A 20,785-nucleotide genomic window follows, 5' to 3' on the forward strand; every position below is an offset into this window, starting at 1 on the left:
TGCGTGTGCCTGCCTTGCGTGCTTTCTCCCGTGCCCGCCGCTAGGCTCGCGGTGGCTGCACGTTCAGGGCGGCCGCGGCGCAGGCTGACCGCACCTGACGCTGACCGCGCCGTCACGACCCACCGGAGGCCAAGTGCACTGGGATCCCGCGAAATACGTCCAGTTCGGCGACTACCGACAGCGCCCGTTTTTTGACCTGACCGGCCGCATAGACGCCGCCGCACCCCGTGAAGTGGTGGACCTGGGGTGCGGGCCGGGCAACCTGACGGCGGCCCTGGCGGAACGCTGGCCCGGGGCCCGGGTAGTGGGCCTCGATTCCTCGCCGGAGATGCTGTCCAAGGCTGAAATCCACGCGGCGGCACCGCGCCTGGAGTTCCGCCTCGGCGACATTGCCGGCTGGACGCCGTCGCCCGAGACCGACGTTGTGGTGAGCAACGCCGCGCTGCAGTGGATCCCGGAACACCGGGAACTGCTCCCAGGTTGGCTGGAAGCGCTGGGGCCGGGTGCGTGGTTCGCGCTCCAAGTGCCGGGCAACTTCGAGTCCCCTTCCCACACGCTCATGCGGGAACTCGCCGAGTCGCCGGGCTGGGCCGCAAGGCTCGACGGCGTCCTCCGCCACGATGACGCCGTTGCCGAGCCCTCACGGTACCTGGAGATCATGCTCGACGCCGGGTGCGCGGCTGATGCGTGGGAAACCACCTACCTGCAGCTGCTTTCCGGGGAAGACCCGGTGTTGGAGTGGGTGCGGGGGACAGGCCTGCGGCCTGTCCTGGCTGCTCTCACGCCGGAAGAGGGGGGCGAATTCGAGACCGAATATGCCGCGCTCCTGGCAAAGGCGTACCCCGGCACGGCCCATGGAACCGTCTTTCCGTTCCGAAGGATCTTCGCCGTGGCACGGAAGCTTTAGGGCGCGGTTCCCGGGTTCTTCTCCGGCCCTCTTTAATTGGGGCCGGCGGTGAACCGTAGGCGTTTCCGGCGCGTCTTTATAGACAACGAAGTGACGAATGTGATGTAGCTTACAATGGCGAGGCGGGCATGGGGACCGGTTAACCAGGCCCGTGTTCTGCCCCGGCGATGGAGGAGGCGCGGTGCTCTTTGGTTTGATGCGCCGCCTCCTCGGAGAACACCGCGCCACGGTGTGGGGCATCATCGTGCTGCAAATGCTCCAGACCGCCGGCAACCTGCTGCTCCCCACGCTGAACGCCAGCGTCATCGATGAAGGGATCCTGCCGCGGCGGACGGACGTGATCCTCCGCCTCGGCGGCTGGATGATCGGACTCTCCGTAGTCCAGGTGGCCGCCGCCCTCGGCGCGGGCTATCTCGGTGCCGCGGTGGCCATGAAGATCGGCCACCGTCTCCGGCGCGAACTTTTCGCTAAGGTCCAGGCCATGTCCTCCCAGGAAGTGGGTGCCTTCGGCGCTCCCAGCCTTGTCACCCGGGCCACGAACGACGTCCAGCAAATCCAGACCTTCGCCGTGCTGGTCTTCACCATGCTGGCCGCCGCGCCCGTCATGGGCATCGGCGGCATCATCCTGGCGATCCAGCAGGACGCGGCCCTGTCCGCCGTCGTGATCGCCATTGTTCCGCTCCTGGTGGTCATCATGGCCCTCATCGTGCGGCGCCTCATTCCGCTCTACCGCCAGGGCCAGGCTCTGATCGACGGCGCAACCAGGATCCTGCGCGAACAGATCATCGGTGCCAGCGTTATCCGGTCCTTCGTACGCCAGGACCACGAGGCGGCACGCTTTGCCGAGGCGAACCGCAAACTGACGGGCAACAACCTCCAATCGGCCCTCCTCGTCGCCGGCATGCTGCCCATGATCATGATCGTGGTGAACCTGTCGTCCGTGACGGTGGTCTGGTTCGGCGGCCACCTCATCCAAAGCGGCCAGATGCAAGTGGGGGCACTCACGGCCTTCATCGCGTACATCCTGCAAATCCTGCTCGCCATCATGATGGCCATGTACGTGTTCATGACCGCTCCCCGCGCGGCCGTCTGCGCTGAGCGCATCCAGGGCGTGCTGGACGTGGACCCGGCCATTGCGGGTCCGTCCCCGATCTCCCCGACCGGCGCTTTCGTCGACGGCGCTTTCGTCGAGGGTGCCGCTGCTGGCGGAATATCCGACGCCGGCACGCGGACCGGAGGAACGGTGGAATTCCGAGACGTCGTTTTCGCCTATCCGGGCGCAGAAACTCCGGTTCTGGCCGGCATCTCTTTCACGGCCGGCCCCGGGTCCGTCACCGCCATCATCGGTTCCACGGGAAGCGGCAAGAGCACACTGCTGAATCTGCTGCCGCGCTTCCTGGACGCCGTCGGCGGTGAAATCCGGTTCGGCGGACGGGACATCCGCACACTGCAGCTGGACGAGCTGCGGGGCCGGATGGCGGTGGTTCCACAGCGTGCCTACCTCTTTTCCGGCACCATCGCAGGAAACCTGCGCATGGCATCGCCCGCGGCCACGGACGAAGACCTGTGGCTGGCCCTCCGGCGGGCGCAGGCGGAAGAGTTTGTCCGCAACCTCCCGAACGGCCTGAACGCCGCGGTCGGGCAGGGCGGGGCCGGACTTTCGGGTGGCCAGCGGCAGCGTCTCTGCATTGCGCGCGCCATTCTCCGCAAGGCGGAGCTTTTCCTCTTCGACGACAGCTTCTCCGCTCTGGACTACGCCACGGAAGCCAGTGTCCGGGAGGCGCTGGTGCCCGCCCTGGAATCAGCCACCGTGATCATTGTTGCCGAGCGGATTTCCAGCATCGTGGACGCCAGCCAAATCCTCGTCCTGAATGACGGCCGGCTGGTGGCCCAAGGGACCCACCCGGACCTCCTCCGGACTTCCCGGACCTACCGTGAGATCGCCGAATCGCAGCTCGCCCTGGACGAACTGCCATGAGAGGCGCACATGCCGCCGTGAGGCCGGTGAACATATTCTTGGCGGCTGCCGCCCGGCTCATCGGGCTGCTGCGTCCGGTCCGGGGCCGCATGTCCATTGCCGTTGCTGCCACCTGCGGATTCGCAGCGCTCAACGTCGCGGCGCCGAAACTCCTCGGCGACGCCACGGACGTAGTGGTGGCGTCCTTTGTGGGCGGCACTTTAGACGAAGGCAAGCTGGCAGGGCTGCTCCTGTTGGTGGCGCTGATGTACGTCGGCACGTCGCTCTTCAACTGGCTTCAGGGCGCACTCACCGCCAGCGCCGTGCAGCGGCTCGTCTTCGGCCTCCGCGCTGCCGTCGAAGCAAAACTGCACCGGCTGCCGTCGTCGCACTTCCAGGAGCAGACGCGCGGTGACGTGCTCAGCCGGGCGACCAACGACGTCGACAATATCTCGCAGTCCCTCAACCAGTTGCTCACGCAGGTGATCATGGCCGTCCTCATGCTGTTGGGCTCACTGGCCATGATGCTCTGGATCTCGCCGCTGCTGGCGGCAATCGCCCTCATTTCCGTGCCGATATCCACTCTCATCACCGTGCTGATAGCCCGGAAGTCGCAGGCAGACTTCGCCGACCAGTGGGCTTCGACGGGAACGCTGAACGCCCACATCGAGGAATTCGTGACGGGCCACGAGGTGATCAAGGCATTTGGGCAGCAGGAAGCCGTGGCGGAGATTTTCGGGCACGGCAACGACCGCCTGGCCCGAACATCCGCCAGGGCACAATACGTTTCCGGCGCAGTGCAGCCGCTCATGGTGTTCATTGCAAACCTCAACTACGTGGCTGTGGCCGTGGTGGGTGCCCTCCAAGTCGCGGCCGGGACCATGACCATTGGCGGCATCCAGGCCTTCATCCAGTTCAGCAGGCTCTTCACGCAGCCCATGGGCCAGATCGGTGGAATGCTGACCCTGATGCAATCCTGCGCGGCGTCAGCGGAACGGGTTTTTTCCCTCCTGGACGCCGAAGAGATCCCTCCGGAGACTGCACCCGCCCTCCGGGAGCCAGAGAACCTGGGTGGGCGCATCGACTTCGATGACGTGACCTTCGGGTATGTCCCGGGCGTGCCCGCCGTGAGGGGGCTGACCTTTTCAGTCCTGCCAGGACAGACCGTGGCCATCGTCGGCCACACAGGCGCCGGGAAGACCACGGTAGTGAACCTGCTGATGCGTTTCTATGAGCTGGACTCCGGCCGAATCACTTTTGGCGGCACCGATATCGCCACCGTGCCGCTGGATTCACTGCGGTCCAACTTTGGTGTGGTGCTTCAGGACGTCTGGCTCTTCAGCGGGACGATCCGCGAAAACATTGAATACGGCTGGCCGGGGGCAAGCGACGCGGAAATCATTGCTGCAGCCGAAGCAACCCATGTTGACCACTTCGTCCGCGCCCTGCCGGGCGGCTACTCCACAGAGCTCGGGAACGACGGCGACTCGCTGAGCCAAGGGCAGCGGCAGCTCATCACCATTGCGCGGGCGGAACTGGCGGGGCGCGGCGTCCTGATTTTGGATGAGGCCACCAGCTCTGTCGACTCGCGGACAGAGGTGCAAATCCGGCTGGCCATGAACAGGCTGCGGCAGGGAAGGACCAGCTTCGTCATTGCCCACAGGTTGTCCACCATCCGCGACGCTGATCTAATCTTGGTCATGGATCACGGACGCATCGTTGAACAGGGAACCCACCAAAGCCTGCTGTCCGCGGGTGGACATTACACACGCCTCTACAACTCACAGTTCCGCCGCCTCGACCGGGCATACGTCACCGGGGACGCGGCAGCGGCGCGTGAGGGTGCGGGGCAGGGGAGTGCACGGCACCGGGGCGCCGGCAACGGTGGTACCGGGGTGTCGGCCCTGTGAGCGCCGGTCAGTCATTCCCCGGAGAGTGGAAACCCAACCACGGAAGTTCCGTGGCCCTCTACGAACAACTCCGGCTCCACGTCATCGAGCAGGCAGACCAGGGAAAGATTGCCCCCGGGACCCGGCTGCCCGCTGTCAGGAACCTTGCCGAGCTTCTCGGCGTCGCTCCCCACACGGTCGCCAGGGCCTACAAGGAGCTCGAAGCCGCCGGAGTTGTGGCCACCAAAGGGCGGAACGGGACGGTCGTGTGTGCCCGGGATGAACGCTGGGGTGCGCTCTCGGCGGCCGCCGCCGCATACGCCGACGCCGCCAAGTCGCAGGGCGCCAGCTTCGCCGAGGCCGTCCACCTGCTCGCCGCGGCCTACGACGCCGAATAGCAGGCCCGCATGGATATTCGAAGAAGTTTTCGATTAGCATTAGTGGGTGCCTAAAGCCGTAGCTGAAGAATCAGCCGTTGATGCCCACTCCGCCGTCGTGCCCCTGAACCCTGCGAAACCGGAGCGCGCGACTCCTGCGCGCCCGGATCTGTCCCGCCTGGTAGTCAAGGGCGCACGGGAACACAACCTGCGCAACGTGGACCTCGATCTTCCGCGGGACGCGATGATCGTCTTCACCGGCCTCTCGGGTTCGGGGAAGTCGTCCCTTGCCTTCGACACCATCTTCGCCGAGGGCCAGCGCCGCTACGTCGAGTCGCTCTCGGCCTACGCCCGCCAGTTCCTCGGGCAGGTGGACAAGCCCGACGTCGACTTCATCGAAGGCCTTTCCCCGGCGGTGTCCATCGACCAGAAGTCCACGAGCAAGAACCCGCGCTCCACGGTCGGCACTATCACCGAGATCTACGACTACATGCGTCTGCTGTGGGCGCGAGTGGGCCGCCCGTACTGCCCGGTCTGCGGCGAGCCCGTCATCAAGCAGACACCGCAGCAGATCGTGGACCAGCTGCTGGAACTGGAGCACGGCACCCGCTTCCAGGTCCTCGCACCCGTGGTGCGCGGCCGCAAGGGCGAGTTCGTCGACCTCTTCAAGGAACTGACGGCAAAAGGCTATTCCCGCGCCCGGGTGGACGGGGAGCTCATTCAGCTCAGCGATCCCCCCAAGCTCGGCAAGCAGTTCAAGCACACCATCGAAGTCGTGGTGGACAGGCTCGTGGTCAAGGAGGGCATCAGCCAGCGGCTGACGGATTCCATCGAGACGGCCCTGGGACTGGCCGAAGGCCGCGTGCTGGCTGAGTTCGTGGACCTCGACGCCGATGCCCCCGGCCGCCTGCGTGCGTTCTCGGAAAATCTGGCGTGCCCCAACGAGCACCCGCTGGCCATCGACGAAATCGAGCCGAGGTCGTTCTCCTTCAACAACCCGTTCGGCGCCTGCTCGGCCTGCAGCGGCATCGGAACCAAGCTCGAAGTCGATGAGGACCTCATCGTTCCGAATGCGGAGCTTTCGCTGGCCGAAGGTGCCATCGCGCCGTGGTCCCTCGGCACCGCCACCACGGAATACTGGAACCGGCTGCTGGACGGACTCGCCAAGGACGTCGGCTTCTCCATGGACACCCCGTGGGAGAAGCTGACGGCCGACGTCCGCCAGACCGTCCTCCACGGCAAGGACCATAACGTGGTGGTTCAGTACCGCAACAGGTTTGGCCGGGAGCGCAAATACAGCACCGGGTTCGAAGGCGCCATCCAGTACGTACACCGCAAGCATGGCGAGACGGATTCGGACTGGGCCCGCGACCGCTACGAGGAATACATGCGGCAGGTTCCCTGCCCTGCATGCAACGGCGCGAGGCTCAACCCGGCGTCGCTGTCTGTCCTCATCAACGGCAAATCGATCGCGGAGGTGGCAGCGCTGCCCATGCGCGATTGCGCCGAATTCCTCAGCAATCTCGTGCTGACCGGACGCGAGGCACAGATCGCCCACCAGGTCCTCAAGGAAATCCAGGCCCGGCTGACGTTCCTGTTGGACGTCGGGCTGGAATACCTGAACCTTGAACGGCCCTCCGCGACCCTTTCCGGCGGCGAGGCACAGCGGATCCGGCTTGCAACGCAGATCGGCTCCGGTCTGGTGGGCGTGCTGTATGTCCTGGACGAGCCCTCCATCGGGCTGCACCAGAGGGACAACCGCCGGCTCATCGAGACGCTCACCCGGCTCAGGGACATGGGCAACACCCTCATCGTGGTCGAGCACGATGAAGACACCATCCATGAAGCGGACTGGATCGTCGACATCGGGCCCGGGGCAGGGGAGCACGGCGGCCAGGTGGTCCACTCCGGGTCCTACGAAACCCTGCTCGAGAACACGGCGTCCCTCACCGGTGACTACCTTTCGGGGCGGAAGAAGATCGACGTCCCCAAGAAACGGCGCAAGTACGACAAAAAGCGTGAGCTGAAAGTCATCGGCGCCCGGGAAAACAATCTCATTAATGTCGATGCCGCCTTCCCGCTGGGCTTGTTTACGGCCGTGACGGGAGTCAGCGGCTCCGGCAAGTCCACCCTGGTGAACGAGATCTTGTACAAGGTGCTCGCCAACAAGCTCAACGGCGCCAAGCAGGTGGCGGGGCGGCACAAGACCGTCCAGGGGCTGGAGCACCTGGACAAGGTGGTCCATGTGGACCAGAGCCCCATCGGGCGCACACCGCGCTCCAACCCGGCCACGTACACGGGGGTGTTCGACAACATCCGCAAGCTGTTCGCGGAAACCACCGAGGCCAAGGTCCGCGGATACTTGCCGGGACGCTTCTCCTTCAACGTCAAGGGCGGCAGATGCGAGGCCTGTTCGGGTGACGGAACACTGAAGATCGAGATGAACTTCCTGCCGGATGTGTATGTTCCCTGTGAGGTCTGCCACGGTGCCCGGTACAACCGTGAGACGCTCGAAGTGCACTACAAGGGCAAGACCATCGCGGACGTGCTGAACATGCCGATCGAGGAAGGGGCCGAATTCTTCGCGGCATTCTCCCCGATTGCCCGTCACCTCAACACGCTCGTGGATGTCGGACTCGGCTACGTGCGCCTCGGCCAGCCAGCCACCACGCTCTCCGGCGGCGAAGCCCAGCGTGTGAAGCTCGCTGCGGAGCTCCAGAAGCGCTCCAACGGCCGCAGCATCTACGTCCTGGACGAGCCGACCACCGGCCTGCACTTCGAGGACATCCGGAAGCTGCTGCTGGTACTTCAGGGCCTGGTGGACAAGGGCAACACCGTCATCACCATCGAGCACAACCTGGACGTCATCAAAAGTGCGGACTGGGTCGTGGACCTCGGCCCGGACGGCGGCTCGGGAGGCGGACGGATCGTGGCATCAGGAACGCCGGAGCAGCTTGCCAAGTCGACGGAGAGCCACACCGCCAGCTTCCTGGCGGAGATCCTCGGCTAGAGCAGGCAGCTGACCAGCCCATTCGGCGGACGGCGGTGAAATTCACCATGCCGTGCGGGGAAGTATTCCCTGCACGGCATGTGAGTTTGAGCAAAGGTGCTGTCATGAGAAACTAAGCCGGTGACTTCAACAACAGTGCCCGTGATTTTCGACCTGGACGGCACTCTTGTCGATCCGGCCGGCGGAATAACAGACGGAATTGCGTCGGCCCTCCGGGAATTTGGCCTTCCCGTCCCCGCCCAGGACGTCCTGGACGCCATGATCGGGCCCAAGCTGAGCGATTCACTGCTGAATATCGCGGCCGTTCCACCGGCCATGCTTGCTGCAGTCATCCGGAGCTACCGGATGCATTACCTTGACACCGGCATATCGCAGAGCCGCCTGTACCCAGGGATTGTGGAGCTCCTCGACAGCTACGTGGCCGCAGGACGGCCCGTCGCCGTAGCCACGCAGAAGCCGGAAACCCTGGCGCAGCTTGTCCTGCAGCACCACAAGATAGCAAACCGGTTCCAGTCCGTCCGGGGATCCGCGGTCAACGAAACCGCAGCGGCGGCCGGACCGGTCGGCAAGACGGGCATCATTGCTGCCGCCATGGCCGACCTCCGCACGCAGCATGCCGTGATGGTGGGGGACCGCGCCCAGGACGTGGCAGGAGCACTCGCCAATGGCCTGGACTGCGTCGGTGTCGGCTGGGGTTTTGCCCTTGACGGCGAACTGGAGGAAGCCGGGGCAGTCGCCGTGGTTCACGACACCCCCAGCCTGCGCACCACCATCGAGGAACTGGAATCAGTCCGCGCCGCCGCCCTGAGTGAGGTGCGCAACGATGGAGCTGTTTGACGGCATCCGCTGGACCACCCGCGGGCTGATTTCGGGAACGTGCCGGCCAACGGTCATCGGACTGGAAAACGTCCCCAAGGAGGGCCCGTTCATCGTGGCCCCCAACCACCTCTCGTTCCTGGACAGCGTGATTGTGCAGGCGCTGATGCCGCGGCCGGTCGCTTTCTTCGCCAAAGCGGAGTACTTCACCACCAGAGGCTTCAAGGGGCGGCTCATGAAGTCGTTCTTTGAAGCCGTCGGCTCCATTCCCGTTGAGCGCGGGGAGCAGGCCGCCAGCGTGCAGGCGCTGAAGACGCTCCTGGACATCCTGGAGGACGGGAAAGGCATCGGCATTTACCCCGAGGGCACACGGTCGCGGGACGGGATCCTCTACCGTGGCCGGACCGGCGTTGGCTGGCTTGCACTCACGACGGGCGCGCCAGTCATCCCGGTGGGCCTCATCGGAACCGAGAAGCTGCAACCCGCCGGCCGCAATGCCGTCAAACCCCAGCACTTCACGATGAAGGTCGGAGAGCCGCTCTATTTCGAGAAGACCGGCCCGGACCACTCCCTGCCGGCACGCCGCCAAGTCACTGACCGCATCATGGACGCCATTGCCGGGCTGAGCGGCCAGGAGCGCTCCACGAGCTACAACCAGAGCAAGGCCGTCGAGTAGGCAGTGCCCCCGCACCCAGGCGTCGTCCGGCGCCTCCAGGGCCGGGCAACGGGCCTGCCTGAAGCTCAGTAGACTTGAAGCGTGGCAGATCCAGCAAGTTACCGACCCCAGACGGGTGAAATTCCGACCAATCCGGGCGTATACAGGTTCAGGGATCCCCACGGCAGGGTCATCTACGTGGGCAAGGCCAAGAACCTCCGCTCCCGCCTGAACTCGTACTTCGCCAACCCCGCGGGCCTCCTGCCCAAGACCCACGCCATGGTCCATACCGCCAGCAGCGTGGAATGGACGGTGGTGGGCAGCGAGCTTGAGTCGCTGCAGCTGGAGTACACGTGGATCAAGGAATTCAAGCCGCGGTTCAATGTCGTGTTCCGGGACGACAAGACCTACCCGTACCTCGCCGTCACCATGGGGGAGAAGCTGCCCCGTGTGCAGGTCATGCGCGGCGAGCGGCGCAAGGGCACCCGCTACTTCGGCCCCTACACGGCGGGCGCCATCCGGGAAACCATGGACACCCTGCTGCGTGTCTTCCCGGTGCGCAGCTGCAGCCCGGGTGTCCTCAAACGAGCCCAGGCCAGCGGCCGGCCGTGCCTGCTCGGCTACATCGACAAATGCTCGGCCCCCTGCGTCGGCCGGGTTACGCCCGAGGAGCACCGGGCTCTGGCCGAGGACTTCTGCGCCTTCATGGGAGGCGAGGCCAAGCGCTTCATCTCCCGGCTGGAAAAAGAGATGGCAGCCGCCGTCGCCGAACTTGACTACGAACGGGCCGCCCGGCTCCGCGACGACATCGTCGCCCTCCGCAAAGTCTTTGAACGCAACGCCGTGGTGCTCGCTGAAGACACGGACGCCGACGTTTTCGCGCTGCACGAGGACGAGCTCGAAGCTGCGGTTCAGGTGTTCCATGTGCGCGGCGGCCGCGTCAGGGGCCAGCGCGGGTGGGTGGTTGAAAAGGTGGAGGATTCCACGACGCCGGACCTTGTGGAGCACCTGCTGCAGCAGGTCTACGGGGAGGACGGCGATACCCAGGGTCGGCTGCCCCGCGAGGTGCTGGTTCCGGTGGAGCCGAGCAACGCAGCTGAACTGGCGGTGTGGCTGGGCGGCCTTCGGGGCGCGAAAGTGGACATCCGGGTGCCGCAGCGCGGCGACAAGGCCGCACTGATGTCGACGGTCCGGGAGAACGCGGAGCACGCGCTCAAGCTCCACAAGACCAGGCGTGCCGGCGATCTCACCGTGCGGTCCCAGGCCCTGCAGGAACTGCAGGAAGCCCTGGAGCTGCCCGTGCCGCTGCTGCGGATCGAGTGCTACGACGTCTCCCACGTCCAGGGAACGAACGTCGTGGCCTCGATGGTGGTGGTGGAAGACGGTCTGCCTAAGAAATCCGACTACCGTAAATTCTCCATCACGGGAGCGGCGGCTACGGATGACACCGCGGCCATGCACGACGTCCTCACCCGGCGCTTCCGTCACTATCTGCTGGATAAGACGGCACAGGTGGAGGCCTCCGACCTGGGAACCGTCACGGCGAAGCCTGCCGGGTCGGCCGACGCGCCGGTAGAGGACACCACCACTCCCGCACCGCGGGCCAAATTCGCCTACCCTCCCAACCTCGTGGTGGTGGACGGAGGAAAACCGCAGGTCAACGCGGCTGCACGCGCCCTCGCGGGGCTCGGTGTGGACGACGTCTATGTTGTGGGACTGGCCAAAAGGCTTGAGGAGGTGTGGCTGCCGGACAGTGATTTCCCGGTCATTTTGCCCCGTTCGTCGCAGGGCCTGTACATGTTGCAGCGCATCCGCGACGAGGCCCACCGCTTTGCCATTTCGTTCCACCGGCAGAAGCGCGGAAAGGCCATGACCGTCTCGGTCCTTGACGGCGTGCCCGGCCTCGGCGACTCCAAGCGCAAGGCTCTGCTGGCGCATTTCGGCTCCGCCAAGAAAATCAAGGCGGCGTCCATCGACGAGCTCACCGCGGCTAAAGGCATCGGCCCGTCGCTTGCCGCGGCCATCGTCACCCACTTCGGCTCGAACGGAGCCGGGAGCGAGTCCGCCGACGCCATGCCAGCCATCAACATGACCACCGGCGAAGTCCTGGAAACTTAGCTAGCGTCCTGAATCTTAGCTAGGGTAAGTACGGGAATCCTGCCGCGCGCACTGGCGTGCGCAGGCACACAAGAAGCGCAGAGCAGGAATGGGGCTGGATTTAATGGCAGAGTCGACGGCGGGATCGGGCGCGGACGAGGACGGCCTCACACCGGTCAAGCCAGTCGAGGCAGAACTGCTGGTGGTGACCGGCATGTCGGGGGCGGGCCGCAGCACAGCGGCTGACGCCCTCGAAGACCACGGCTGGTACGTCGTCGAAAACCTGCCGCCGCAGATGCTGGGCACCCTCGCCGAGCTGGTCTCCCACGCCCCGCAGTCCATTCCCAAGCTGGCGGTCGTCATGGACGTGCGGAGCAAGGCGCTGTTCGCGGACATCCGCGCAGCCCTCGGCGCCCTGGCGGCCAGTGGAGTCACATTCCGGGTGCTGTTCCTGGATGCGAGCGACGACGTCCTGGTCCGCCGGTTCGAGCAGGGCAGGCGCCCGCACCCGCTCCAGGGCGGGGGCCGGATCCTGGACGGCATTGCCGCCGAGCGCGAACTCCTCAAGGAGCTGCGGGATTCCTCCGACCTCGTCCTCGACACGTCCGCGCTCAATGTGCACGGGCTGGCCACCGCCATCACGGAACTGTTCACGGAGACTGGCCCTGTGGCCCTGCGGCTGAACGTCATGAGCTTCGGCTTCAAGTACGGCCTGCCCGTGGATGCGAACTATGTGGCGGACGTCCGCTTCATTCCCAACCCGCACTGGGTGCCGAAGCTCCGCCCGCACACCGGCCTCGACCAGGACGTGAGCGACTACGTCCTCGAGGCCGAAGGCGTTCCGAGTTTCGTCGAACGCTACGTCCTGGCACTTGAACCCGTCCTCGACGGGTACCGCCGCGAGAACAAGCACTACGCCACCATCGCCGTGGGATGCACCGGCGGGAAACACCGCTCGGTGGCGGTCGCCGTCGAGCTTTCCAAGAAACTGGCGCAATATCCGCGCGTCACGGTGACCACCACCCACCGGGATCTGGGCCGCGAATAATGGGAGTTCTCACCGGCCCGCTGCCGCTCATTCCGCCCTCCGGCCTGGCCGGCTCCCAGCAGGCAAAGGGACCTTCGGTCGTGGCCCTCGGCGGAGGCCACGGCCTCTCGGCCTCGTTGTCGGCGCTGCGGCTGCTGACGTCCGAGCTGACCGCTATTGTCACCGTGGCGGACGACGGCGGATCCTCCGGCCGCCTCCGCGAAGAGTACGGAGTCCTGCCCCCGGGCGATCTCCGGATGGCGCTGTCCGCGCTGTGCGACGACACCGACTGGGGCCGCACCTGGCGCGACGTCATGCAGCACCGCTTCCGGTCAGGGCCGGGCGGCGGCTCGCTGGACGACCACGCCATGGGAAACCTGCTGATCGTTACGCTCTGGGAGCTGCTCGGCGATGCAGTGGCCGGGCTGAAGTGGGCCGGCGCACTGCTCGGGGCCCGCGGCCAGGTGCTGCCCATGTCCACGGTGCCGCTCACCATCGAGGGTGACGTCCGCGTTGCCTCGCCCGACGGCAGCAGCACGCTCACCACCATCAAAGGCCAGGCGCGCTGCGCCGTCGCCGGCTCGCTTGAGAGCGTCAGGCTGCTGCCCGAACATGCACCGGCGTGCGTGGAGGCTTTGACGGCAATCGAACTGGCCGACTGGGTGGTTCTCGGTCCGGGGTCGTGGTACACCTCCGTCCTGCCGCACCTGTTGCTGCCGGAGATGCGGCAGGCGCTGTGTGACACGCCGGCCAAACGCTGCCTGACCATGAACCTCGCCATGGACACCAAGGAGACCTCGGGGATGTCCGCCGCCGACCACCTGCACGTCCTGCGCACCTACGCTCCGGAGTTCAGCGCGGACGTGGTGCTCGCCGACCCCGCGTCCGTTTCGGATATGAAGGAGTTTGAGCGGGCCGCCGGGATGATCGGAGCCGAGGTTGTCTTGGGTAAAGTGGGGGCTCCGGGTCGGCGTCCTGTACACGACCCCCTGCGGCTCGCAACGGCCTACCAGGATATTTTTGGGAACAGTTAGGAAGGTGCCATGGCACTGACAGCATCAGTCAAGGAAGAACTGTCCCGCCTGGACATAAAGAAGTCTTCGGTCCGCAAGGCCGAAGTCTCGGCCATGCTCCGCTTTGCCGGCGGACTGCACATCATTTCCGGCCGGATTGTCATCGAGGCCGAAGTGGACCTGGCCTCCACGGCCCGGCGCCTGCGGGCAGCCATCGCCGAAGTCTATGGGCACCAGAGCGAAATCATCGTCGTCTCCGGCAGCGGGCTGCGACGCGGCAGCCGTTACGTGGTGCGGGTAGTCCGCGACGGCGAGGCCCTGGCCCGGCAGACCGGCCTCCTGGACACCCGGGGCCGCCCGGTGCGCGGACTGCCTTCGGTGGTGGTCAACGGCTCGGCCGCCGACGCCGAGGCGGTGTGGCGCGGTGCTTTCCTGGCCCACGGTTCCCTGACCGAGCCCGGCCGGTCCTCCTCCATGGAAGTCACCTGTCCCGGCCCGGAATCCGCATTGGCCCTGGTAGGTGCCGCGAGGCGGCTCGGCATCCAGGCGAAGGCGCGTGAAGTCAGGGGAGTGGACCGCGTGGTGATCCGCGACGGCGACACAATCGCCGCACTGCTCACCCGGATGGGCGCCCACGACGCGCTGATGGTCTGGGAGGAACGGCGCATGCGGAAGGAAGTGCGGGCCACCGCCAACCGGCTCGCCAACTTCGACGACGCCAATCTCCGGCGCTCGGCCCAGGCGGCGGTAGCCGCAGGAGCACGCGTCGACCGAGCCCTGGAGATCCTCGGCGACGACGTTCCCGAACACCTCAAATACGCAGGGGAGCTCAGGGTTGCCCACAAACAGGCCAGCCTCGATGAACTTGGACGGCTCGCCGATCCGCCCATGACCAAGGACGCCATCGCCGGACGCATCCGGCGTCTGCTGGCCATGGCCGACAAACGTGCCTCTGATCTCGGCATTCCCGGGACGGATGCCAATGTGACGCCGGAAATGCTGGACGAGTAGCGGCGCCCCTAGAATCAAGACCAGATGGTGGAGATACCCTGGCTGGCCGGGAGCTTCGGCTCAGGAACCGGTGAGGGTGCCAGGATCCAGCCATTGGAAATTTCCGGGTGACCAGTCATCCGGATGCACAATCCGAGAGTTACCAAACCGGACAAGCTGTCCACTACATTGGAGGATTTTGTGACCGAGTACGTTCTGCCCGAACTCAAGTACGACTACGCAGCGCTGGAGCCCCACATCTCCGCGAAGATCATGGAGCTGCACCACAGCAAGCACCATGCAGCCTACGTAACGGGCGCCAACAACGCGCTGGCCCAGCTCGCCGAGGCCCGCGACAAGGGCGACTTCGCCAACATCAACCGTCTTTCCAAGGACCTGGCCTTCCACACCGGCGGCCACATCAACCACTCCGTGTTCTGGAACAACCTCTCGCCGGACGGCGGCGACAAGCCGGAGGGCGAGCTGGCTGCAGCCATCGACGACGCCTTCGGCTCCTTCGACGCTTTCCGCGCCCAGTTCTCCGCAGCCGCCCTCGGCCTGCAGGGATCCGGCTGGGGCTTCCTGGCGTACGAGCCCATCGGTGGCAACCTCGTCATCGAGCAGCTCTACGACCAGCAGGGCAATGTGGCACTTGGCACCACGCCGCTGCTCATGCTGGACATGTGGGAGCACGCCTTCTACCTCGACTACGTCAACGTCAAGGCGGACTACGTCAAGGCATTCTGGAACATCGTGAACTGGGCAGATGTCGCGCAGCGCTTCGCCGCCGCCCGCGCCAATGCCACCGGTCTGATCACGCTCTAGGACTGTGATGTGCGCAACGCACACTGGTAACAAACTTCACATTCGGCGTCTTTAGGGCCGAATTGTGGACGGTCTGCCCCCGCACTTGCGGGGGCAGACCTTCTTAAACGTAAGATGGATCACGGAAGGCGGTTAGCCTTCAGCAATGTGGCTGGTCGCCCTCCGATCTGGTAATCATCTCTGCCCAATGGCGTGCGGGATCTGTTAGTTGGCTAGAACGCCCGCTCAACTAGTTGTGCTTCAACAAGCACCAAGGAGACTGAAAAAGTGACCACCCGTATTGGTATTAACGGCTTTGGCCGCATCGGCCGCAACTACTTCCGCGCAGCACTTGCACAGGGTGCGGACCTCGAAATCGTTGCTGTCAACGACCTCACCAGCCCCGAGGCACTTGCCCACCTGCTGAAGTACGACTCCGTCGGCGGCCGCCTGACCGAAACCGTTGAGGTCAAAGAGGGCAACCTGGTCGTCAACGGCAACGCCATCAAGGTCCTTGCCGAGCGGGATCCGGCCAACCTTCCCTGGGCTGACCTGAACGTTGACATCGTCATCGAGTCCACCGGCTTCTTCACCAAGGCCGCCGCAGCGCAGAAGCACATCGACGCCGGCGCCAAGAAGGTCCTGATCTCCGCCCCGGCCTCAGACGAGGACATCACCATCGTGATGGGCGTGAACCACGAGCTGTACGACCCCGCAGCCCACAACATCATCTCCAACGCGTCGTGCACCACCAACTGCCTGGGCCCGCTGGCCAAGGTCATCAACGACGAGTTCGGCATCGAACGCGGTCTCATGACCACGATTCACGCCTACACGGCCGACCAGAACCTGCAGGACGGCCCGCACAACGACCTCCGCCGCGCCCGCGCCGCAGCGATCAACATGGTCCCCACCTCCACCGGTGCGGCCAAGGCCATCGGCCTGGTCCTTCCGGAGCTCAAGGGCAAGCTGGACGGCTACGCCATCCGCGTACCGGTCCCCACCGGCTCCGCAACCGACCTTACCGTCACGGTTTCCCGGGAGACCACGGTTGAGGAAGTCAACGCAGCACTGAAGAAGGCGTCTGAGTCCGAGGCACTCCAGGGCTTCCTGACCTACACGGATGAGCCGATCGTCTCCTCCGACATCGTTGGCGACCCTGCTTCCTCCATCTTCGACTCCGGACTGACCAAGGTCATTGGCAACCAGGTCAAGGTTGTTTCCTGGTATGACAACGAATGGGGCTACTCAAACCGTCTGGTGGACCTCACGGAGCTCGTCGCATCCAAGCTGGGCTAGGGTTAGCTACATGACATTTCACACCCTCAACGAACTGATCGCTGAAGGTGTCCGCGGGCGGTACATTCTTGTCAGAAGTGACCTGAATGTGCCGCTCGACGGCTCTACAGTGACTGACGACGGCCGTATCAAGGCCTCACTGCCAGTGCTGGGAAAGCTCACGGACGCCGGTGCCCGCGTGCTGGTAACAGCCCACCTGGGCCGCCCCAAGGGCGCCCCGGAAGACAAGTACTCGCTCAAGCCCGCTGTCGCGCGGCTGGCCGAGCTCGCGTCATTCCCCGTCTCGCTGGCGGAAGACACGGTCGGACCAGCAGCGAAGGAGCTCGCCTCCTCCCTGCAGGACGGGCAGGTTCTCGTTCTCGAGAACGTCCGCTTCGACGCCCGCGAAACAACCAAGGACGACGCCGAGCGCGGCGCCTTTGCGGACGAGCTGGTGGCCCTGACCGGAGAAAACGGCGCCTATGTGGATGACGCTTTCGGTGCCGTGCACCGCAAACACGCCAGCGTTTACGACGTCGCCACCCGGCTTCCGTCGTACCAGGGCGACCTCGTCCACACCGAGGTAGAGGTGCTGCGCAAGCTCACGGCAGACACCCAGCGTCCCTACGTCGTGGTGCTTGGCGGCTCCAAGGTTTCTGACAAGCTCGCTGTCATCGACAACCTCATCGGCAAGGCGGACACGATCCTCGTTGGCGGCGGCATGCTGTTCACGTTCCTTGCAGCCGAAGGCCACAAGGTCGCCGGCAGCCTGCTGGAAGAGGACCAGATCCCGGTCGTCCAGGACTACCTCAAGCGTGCAGCCGACGCCGGCACGGAATTCGTGGTGCCCACCGACGTAGTGGTGGCAGCAAAGTTCGCCGCCGACGCGGACCACGAGACCGTCAGTGCGGAGGCCATCGAAAGCAGCAGCTTTGGTGCGCAGGGCATCGGCCTGGACATCGGCCCGGACTCCGCAAAGGCCTTCGCCGAGCGGATCAAGGCTGGCAGGACCGTCTTCTGGAACGGGCCCATGGGTGTCTTCGAATTCGAGGCGTTCTCGGCCGGCACCAAGGCCGTGGCACAGGCTCTGACCGAGACGGATGCCTTCACAGTGGTGGGCGGCGGCGACTCAGCCGCGGCAGTCCGGACCCTCGGCTTCGCCGATGACCAGTTCGGCCACATTTCCACCGGCGGCGGCGCCAGCCTGGAATACCTTGAAGGCAAGGAACTCCCCGGGCTGAGCGTCCTGGACCGCTAAAGCACTCCCAGCCGGCAGGGCGCCAGTATGCGTGCGCCCTGCCGGCTGTTTCACCTGACACGCACTTTTGACCTGCACTTTTGGAGAACACGTGACAACGTCAACAAACGGCACCTTCGACCGCAAGCCTCTGATTGCGGGCAACTGGAAGATGAACATGGACCATGTCCAGGGCATCACGCTCCTGCAGAAGCTTGCGTGGACCCTGTCCGACGCAAAGCATGATTACAGCCGCGTGGAAGTTGCCGTCTTCCCGCCGTTCACGGACCTTCGCGGCGTGCAGACGCTCGTCCAGGGCGACGAACTCGACGTAGCCTACGGCGGCCAGGACCTGTCCCAGTTCGACTCCGGCGCCTACACCGGGGACATCTCCGGGCAGTTCCTGAACAAGCTCGGCTGCACGTACGTCCTGGTCGGCCACAGCGAACGCCGCACCATCCACAACGAGTCTGACGACGTTCTCAACGCCAAGGTCAAGGCCGCCTACCGCCACGGCGTCACGCCGATGCTGTGCGTCGGCGAAGGTCTGGAAATCCGCCAGGCAGGCACCCACGTCCAGCACACCCTGGATCAGCTCCGCGCCGACGTCGAAGGGCTCAGCGCAGAGGAGGCCGCGGAACTCGTGGTCGCATACGAGCCCGTCTGGGCCATCGGGACCGGTGAAGTTGCCGGGCCCGAAGACGCCCAGGAAATGTGTGCCGCCATCCGGGCCGAACTGACTGAACTGTTCAGCGCGGACATCGCGGCCAAGGTGCGGCTTCTCTACGGCGGCTCTGTGAAAGCCAACAATGTGGCGGCGATCCTGAATGAGCGCGACGTCGACGGCGTGTTGGTGGGCGGCGCCAGCCTTGATCCTGCCGAGTTTGCTAATATTGTCAGGTTCGAGAGTCACCTGGTGACGGACTAGTCCGGACGCAGGCCAGATTCCCGCATTTCCTATCTTCTGAAAGGCCGTCGTGGACGTTCTTCATGTCATTCTGCAGATCCTCCTGGGCATCACCAGCCTCCTGCTGACCTTGCTCATCCTGCTCCATAAGGGACGTGGCGGCGGTCTGTCGGACATGTTCGGCGGCGGAATGAGTTCCGGCCTGAGCTCCTCCGGCGTTGCCGAGAAGAACCTGAACAGGTTCACCATCATCCTCGGGATCACCTGGGGCGTGGTCATCATCTCGCTCGGTCTGCTGATGCGGTTTACCGGCGTCGCTGACTCCTAGCGGGCCCTGCCTGGCCGGCCCCGCAGGCCCGGCGCCGCGCATGACCCTGCCGCCATCGGGAACTCCGCACTAAACTGTGGCTGTTGACCTTAACAGCAATGGTGCTAGTAGCGAGGAGTTCCCGGTGGCGCATTCATCTTCCGGTTTCCGGGGTACCCGTGTAGGTGTCACGGAAGGGACCGGGCTGAGGAATCAGGGCGAAGACCCGCTCGGTGAGCGGTTGCCGCGTATTTGTGTCTCCTACTGGTGCGTCCAGGGGCACGAGACGCGGCCTGTTTTCGTTAAGCTGCCCGAAGAGCAGATTCCCGAAGTGTGGGATTGCCGCAGATGCGGGAAAGCCGCCTCCCGGCACCCCGGGGCAGCCTTGGGGGAGGAAGCAAACGAGGATGGCTACAAGAGCCACCTGGATTACGTTAAAGAAAGACGCTCCAGCCAGGACGCGGAAGATGTCCTGGCCGGAGCGCTTCAACGGCTACGAGCCCGCGGGGGCCTTGCGGACTAGCTGCTCAGGCACGCGTGACGCCGCGTTTTCGTCGATCAGCCACAGGGTGCGGGAGCGCCCGGCCGGTCCGGCCGCGGGAACCTGCACAGGGTTGGCGCCTGCAAGAGCCAAACCGACCGCTCCCGCCTTGTCCTCGCCCGCAACAACCATCCACACCTCTGCCGCCGTGTTGATCGCGGGAAGCGTCAGCGAAATCCGCTCCGGCGGCGGCTTGGGTGAGTTGCGCACCCCGACCACCGTGAGCTGCTTCTCGCGGACGCCGCCCTGTTCCGGAAACAGCGACGCCACATGGGCGTCCGGCCCCACACCAAGCAGGACAACGTCGAAGCGCGGCAGGTTCCCAGGGTTCTCGGGCCTGTCGTCAGACATGTCAGCGGCGTGTTCGGACGCCGCAGCGTCGGCGAGCCGGCGGGCATAATCCTCGGCGGCCAGCTCCGGGCCTTCGAAATCGTCCGAAGAGCCCGGCTCGTGGACGCGTGCAGGGTCCACCGCGATGTGCTTCAGCAGTGCCTCATGGGCCTGGAGCGTGTTGCGGTCGGGATCCTTGGCGCCGACAAAGCGTTCGTCACCCCACCAGAAGTTCACCTTGGACCAGTCCACCGCGGGCGCCGCCGGTGAGTCCGCCACCGCCTTGAGAGTACCGATGCCCACCGTGCCCCCGGTCAGCACCACCGTTGCCTCACCGAACCTGTCCTGGACATCGACGAGCTTGGTGATCAGGCGAGCCGCGATGGCGGCCATGAGGACGGAAGAGTCTGGATGGATGCTTACTCTCGGGTCAGCGCTCACTGGGACGGACACTCCTTAGATTGGTACGTGGCAGTCCAATAGTAATCACTTCGCCGAACACTTCGTCGGGATCCAGACGCCGCAGTTCCTCGGCCAGGCAGTCCCGCAGGCTTCGCCGCGGCAGGGAAATCCGCTGGGCAGGCTGGCCCGGTTGGGTCAGTTCGGCCACTGACAGTCCGGGCCGGAACAGCTGGACGTCGCC

Annotated in this window: 19 protein-coding genes; 17 read left to right on the forward strand and 2 right to left on the reverse strand. The window is 65.2% G+C overall.

Annotation, left to right across the window (positions count from 1 at the left end; translation table 11 throughout):
- Positions 1-133: 133 nt before the first annotated feature.
- From AC1DD3_RS12645 to AC1DD3_RS12725, 17 genes are all read left to right on the forward strand, one after another.
- A complete protein-coding gene (locus AC1DD3_RS12645) occupies positions 134-907 on the forward strand; it encodes a trans-aconitate 2-methyltransferase (protein ID WP_476881824.1) in 774 nt (257 codons plus the stop codon).
- Positions 908-1,088: 181 nt separating this feature from the next.
- A complete protein-coding gene (locus AC1DD3_RS12650; protein ID WP_476881825.1) occupies positions 1,089-2,885 on the forward strand; it encodes an ABC transporter ATP-binding protein in 1,797 nt (598 codons plus the stop codon).
- Positions 2,882-4,774 (forward strand): ABC transporter ATP-binding protein, encoded by a 1,893-nt coding sequence (locus AC1DD3_RS12655; RefSeq protein WP_476881826.1) that lies wholly within the window; start codon positions 2,882-2,884, stop codon positions 4,772-4,774. The genes AC1DD3_RS12650 and AC1DD3_RS12655 overlap by 4 nt, the downstream gene beginning before the upstream one ends.
- On the forward strand, positions 4,771-5,151 hold the full coding sequence (locus tag AC1DD3_RS12660) for a GntR family transcriptional regulator (RefSeq protein WP_230117210.1): 381 nt from the start codon (positions 4,771-4,773) through the stop codon (positions 5,149-5,151). Before AC1DD3_RS12655 ends, AC1DD3_RS12660 begins: the two co-directional genes overlap by 4 nt.
- 46 nt (positions 5,152-5,197) lie before the next feature.
- Positions 5,198-8,140, forward strand: coding sequence for an excinuclease ABC subunit UvrA (gene uvrA / locus AC1DD3_RS12665; RefSeq protein ID WP_476881827.1), 2,943 nt, complete (start codon positions 5,198-5,200; stop codon positions 8,138-8,140).
- Between the two features lie 120 nt (positions 8,141-8,260).
- The gene (locus AC1DD3_RS12670; protein WP_230117208.1) at positions 8,261-8,977 is read left to right on the forward strand and encodes an HAD hydrolase-like protein; all 717 of its coding nucleotides are present in this window, start codon (positions 8,261-8,263) and stop codon (positions 8,975-8,977) included.
- Positions 8,964-9,632, forward strand: coding sequence for a lysophospholipid acyltransferase family protein (locus AC1DD3_RS12675; protein ID WP_230117207.1), 669 nt, complete (start codon positions 8,964-8,966; stop codon positions 9,630-9,632). Before AC1DD3_RS12670 ends, AC1DD3_RS12675 begins: the two co-directional genes overlap by 14 nt.
- Positions 9,633-9,713: 81 nt before the next feature.
- Positions 9,714-11,729, forward strand: a complete 2,016-nt coding sequence (gene uvrC / locus AC1DD3_RS12680; RefSeq protein ID WP_476881828.1) for an excinuclease ABC subunit UvrC — start codon at positions 9,714-9,716, stop codon at positions 11,727-11,729.
- A gap of 103 nt (positions 11,730-11,832) precedes the next feature.
- Complete coding sequence (rapZ, locus tag AC1DD3_RS12685; protein WP_230117314.1) at positions 11,833-12,756, forward strand: RNase adapter RapZ; 924 nt, start codon at positions 11,833-11,835, stop codon at positions 12,754-12,756.
- Positions 12,756-13,769: a gluconeogenesis factor YvcK family protein gene (locus AC1DD3_RS12690; RefSeq protein ID WP_230117205.1), complete on the forward strand. Its 1,014-nt coding sequence runs from the start codon at positions 12,756-12,758 to the stop codon at positions 13,767-13,769. The genes rapZ and AC1DD3_RS12690 overlap by 1 nt, the downstream gene beginning before the upstream one ends.
- A 9-nt stretch (positions 13,770-13,778) precedes the next feature.
- The gene (gene whiA, locus AC1DD3_RS12695) at positions 13,779-14,759 is read left to right on the forward strand and encodes a DNA-binding protein WhiA (RefSeq protein ID WP_230117204.1); all 981 of its coding nucleotides are present in this window, start codon (positions 13,779-13,781) and stop codon (positions 14,757-14,759) included.
- 180 nt (positions 14,760-14,939) lie between these two features.
- Positions 14,940-15,563 carry a superoxide dismutase gene (locus tag AC1DD3_RS12700; protein ID WP_230117203.1) on the forward strand — a complete coding sequence of 208 codons (624 nt, stop codon included), beginning with the start codon at positions 14,940-14,942 and terminating at the stop codon, positions 15,561-15,563.
- A gap of 267 nt (positions 15,564-15,830) precedes the next feature.
- On the forward strand, positions 15,831-16,841 hold the full coding sequence (gene gap, locus AC1DD3_RS12705; RefSeq protein ID WP_230117202.1) for a type I glyceraldehyde-3-phosphate dehydrogenase: 1,011 nt from the start codon (positions 15,831-15,833) through the stop codon (positions 16,839-16,841).
- Positions 16,842-16,851: 10 nt separating this feature from the next.
- Positions 16,852-18,078 (forward strand): phosphoglycerate kinase, encoded by a 1,227-nt coding sequence (locus AC1DD3_RS12710; RefSeq protein ID WP_476881829.1) that lies wholly within the window; start codon positions 16,852-16,854, stop codon positions 18,076-18,078.
- 91 nt (positions 18,079-18,169) lie between these two features.
- Positions 18,170-18,985: a triose-phosphate isomerase gene (tpiA, locus tag AC1DD3_RS12715; protein ID WP_230117200.1), complete on the forward strand. Its 816-nt coding sequence runs from the start codon at positions 18,170-18,172 to the stop codon at positions 18,983-18,985.
- Positions 18,986-19,034: 49 nt separating this feature from the next.
- Positions 19,035-19,292 carry a preprotein translocase subunit SecG gene (gene secG / locus AC1DD3_RS12720; RefSeq protein WP_230117199.1) on the forward strand — a complete coding sequence of 86 codons (258 nt, stop codon included), beginning with the start codon at positions 19,035-19,037 and terminating at the stop codon, positions 19,290-19,292.
- Between the two features lie 124 nt (positions 19,293-19,416).
- The gene (locus AC1DD3_RS12725; protein WP_230117198.1) at positions 19,417-19,794 is read left to right on the forward strand and encodes an RNA polymerase-binding protein RbpA; all 378 of its coding nucleotides are present in this window, start codon (positions 19,417-19,419) and stop codon (positions 19,792-19,794) included.
- Here AC1DD3_RS12725 and pgl read toward each other — a convergent pair.
- A complete protein-coding gene (gene pgl / locus AC1DD3_RS12730) occupies positions 19,765-20,583 on the reverse strand; it encodes a 6-phosphogluconolactonase (RefSeq protein WP_230117197.1) in 819 nt (272 codons plus the stop codon). The two genes, AC1DD3_RS12725 and pgl, sit on opposite strands and share 30 nt — an antisense overlap.
- Positions 20,573-20,785: OpcA/G6PD domain-containing protein (locus AC1DD3_RS12735; RefSeq protein ID WP_476876810.1), on the reverse strand; the 213-nt coding region annotated here is incomplete at its 5' end. The genes AC1DD3_RS12735 and pgl, both read right to left, overlap by 11 nt.

The organism is Arthrobacter sp. 05T444 (assembly GCF_056395905.1).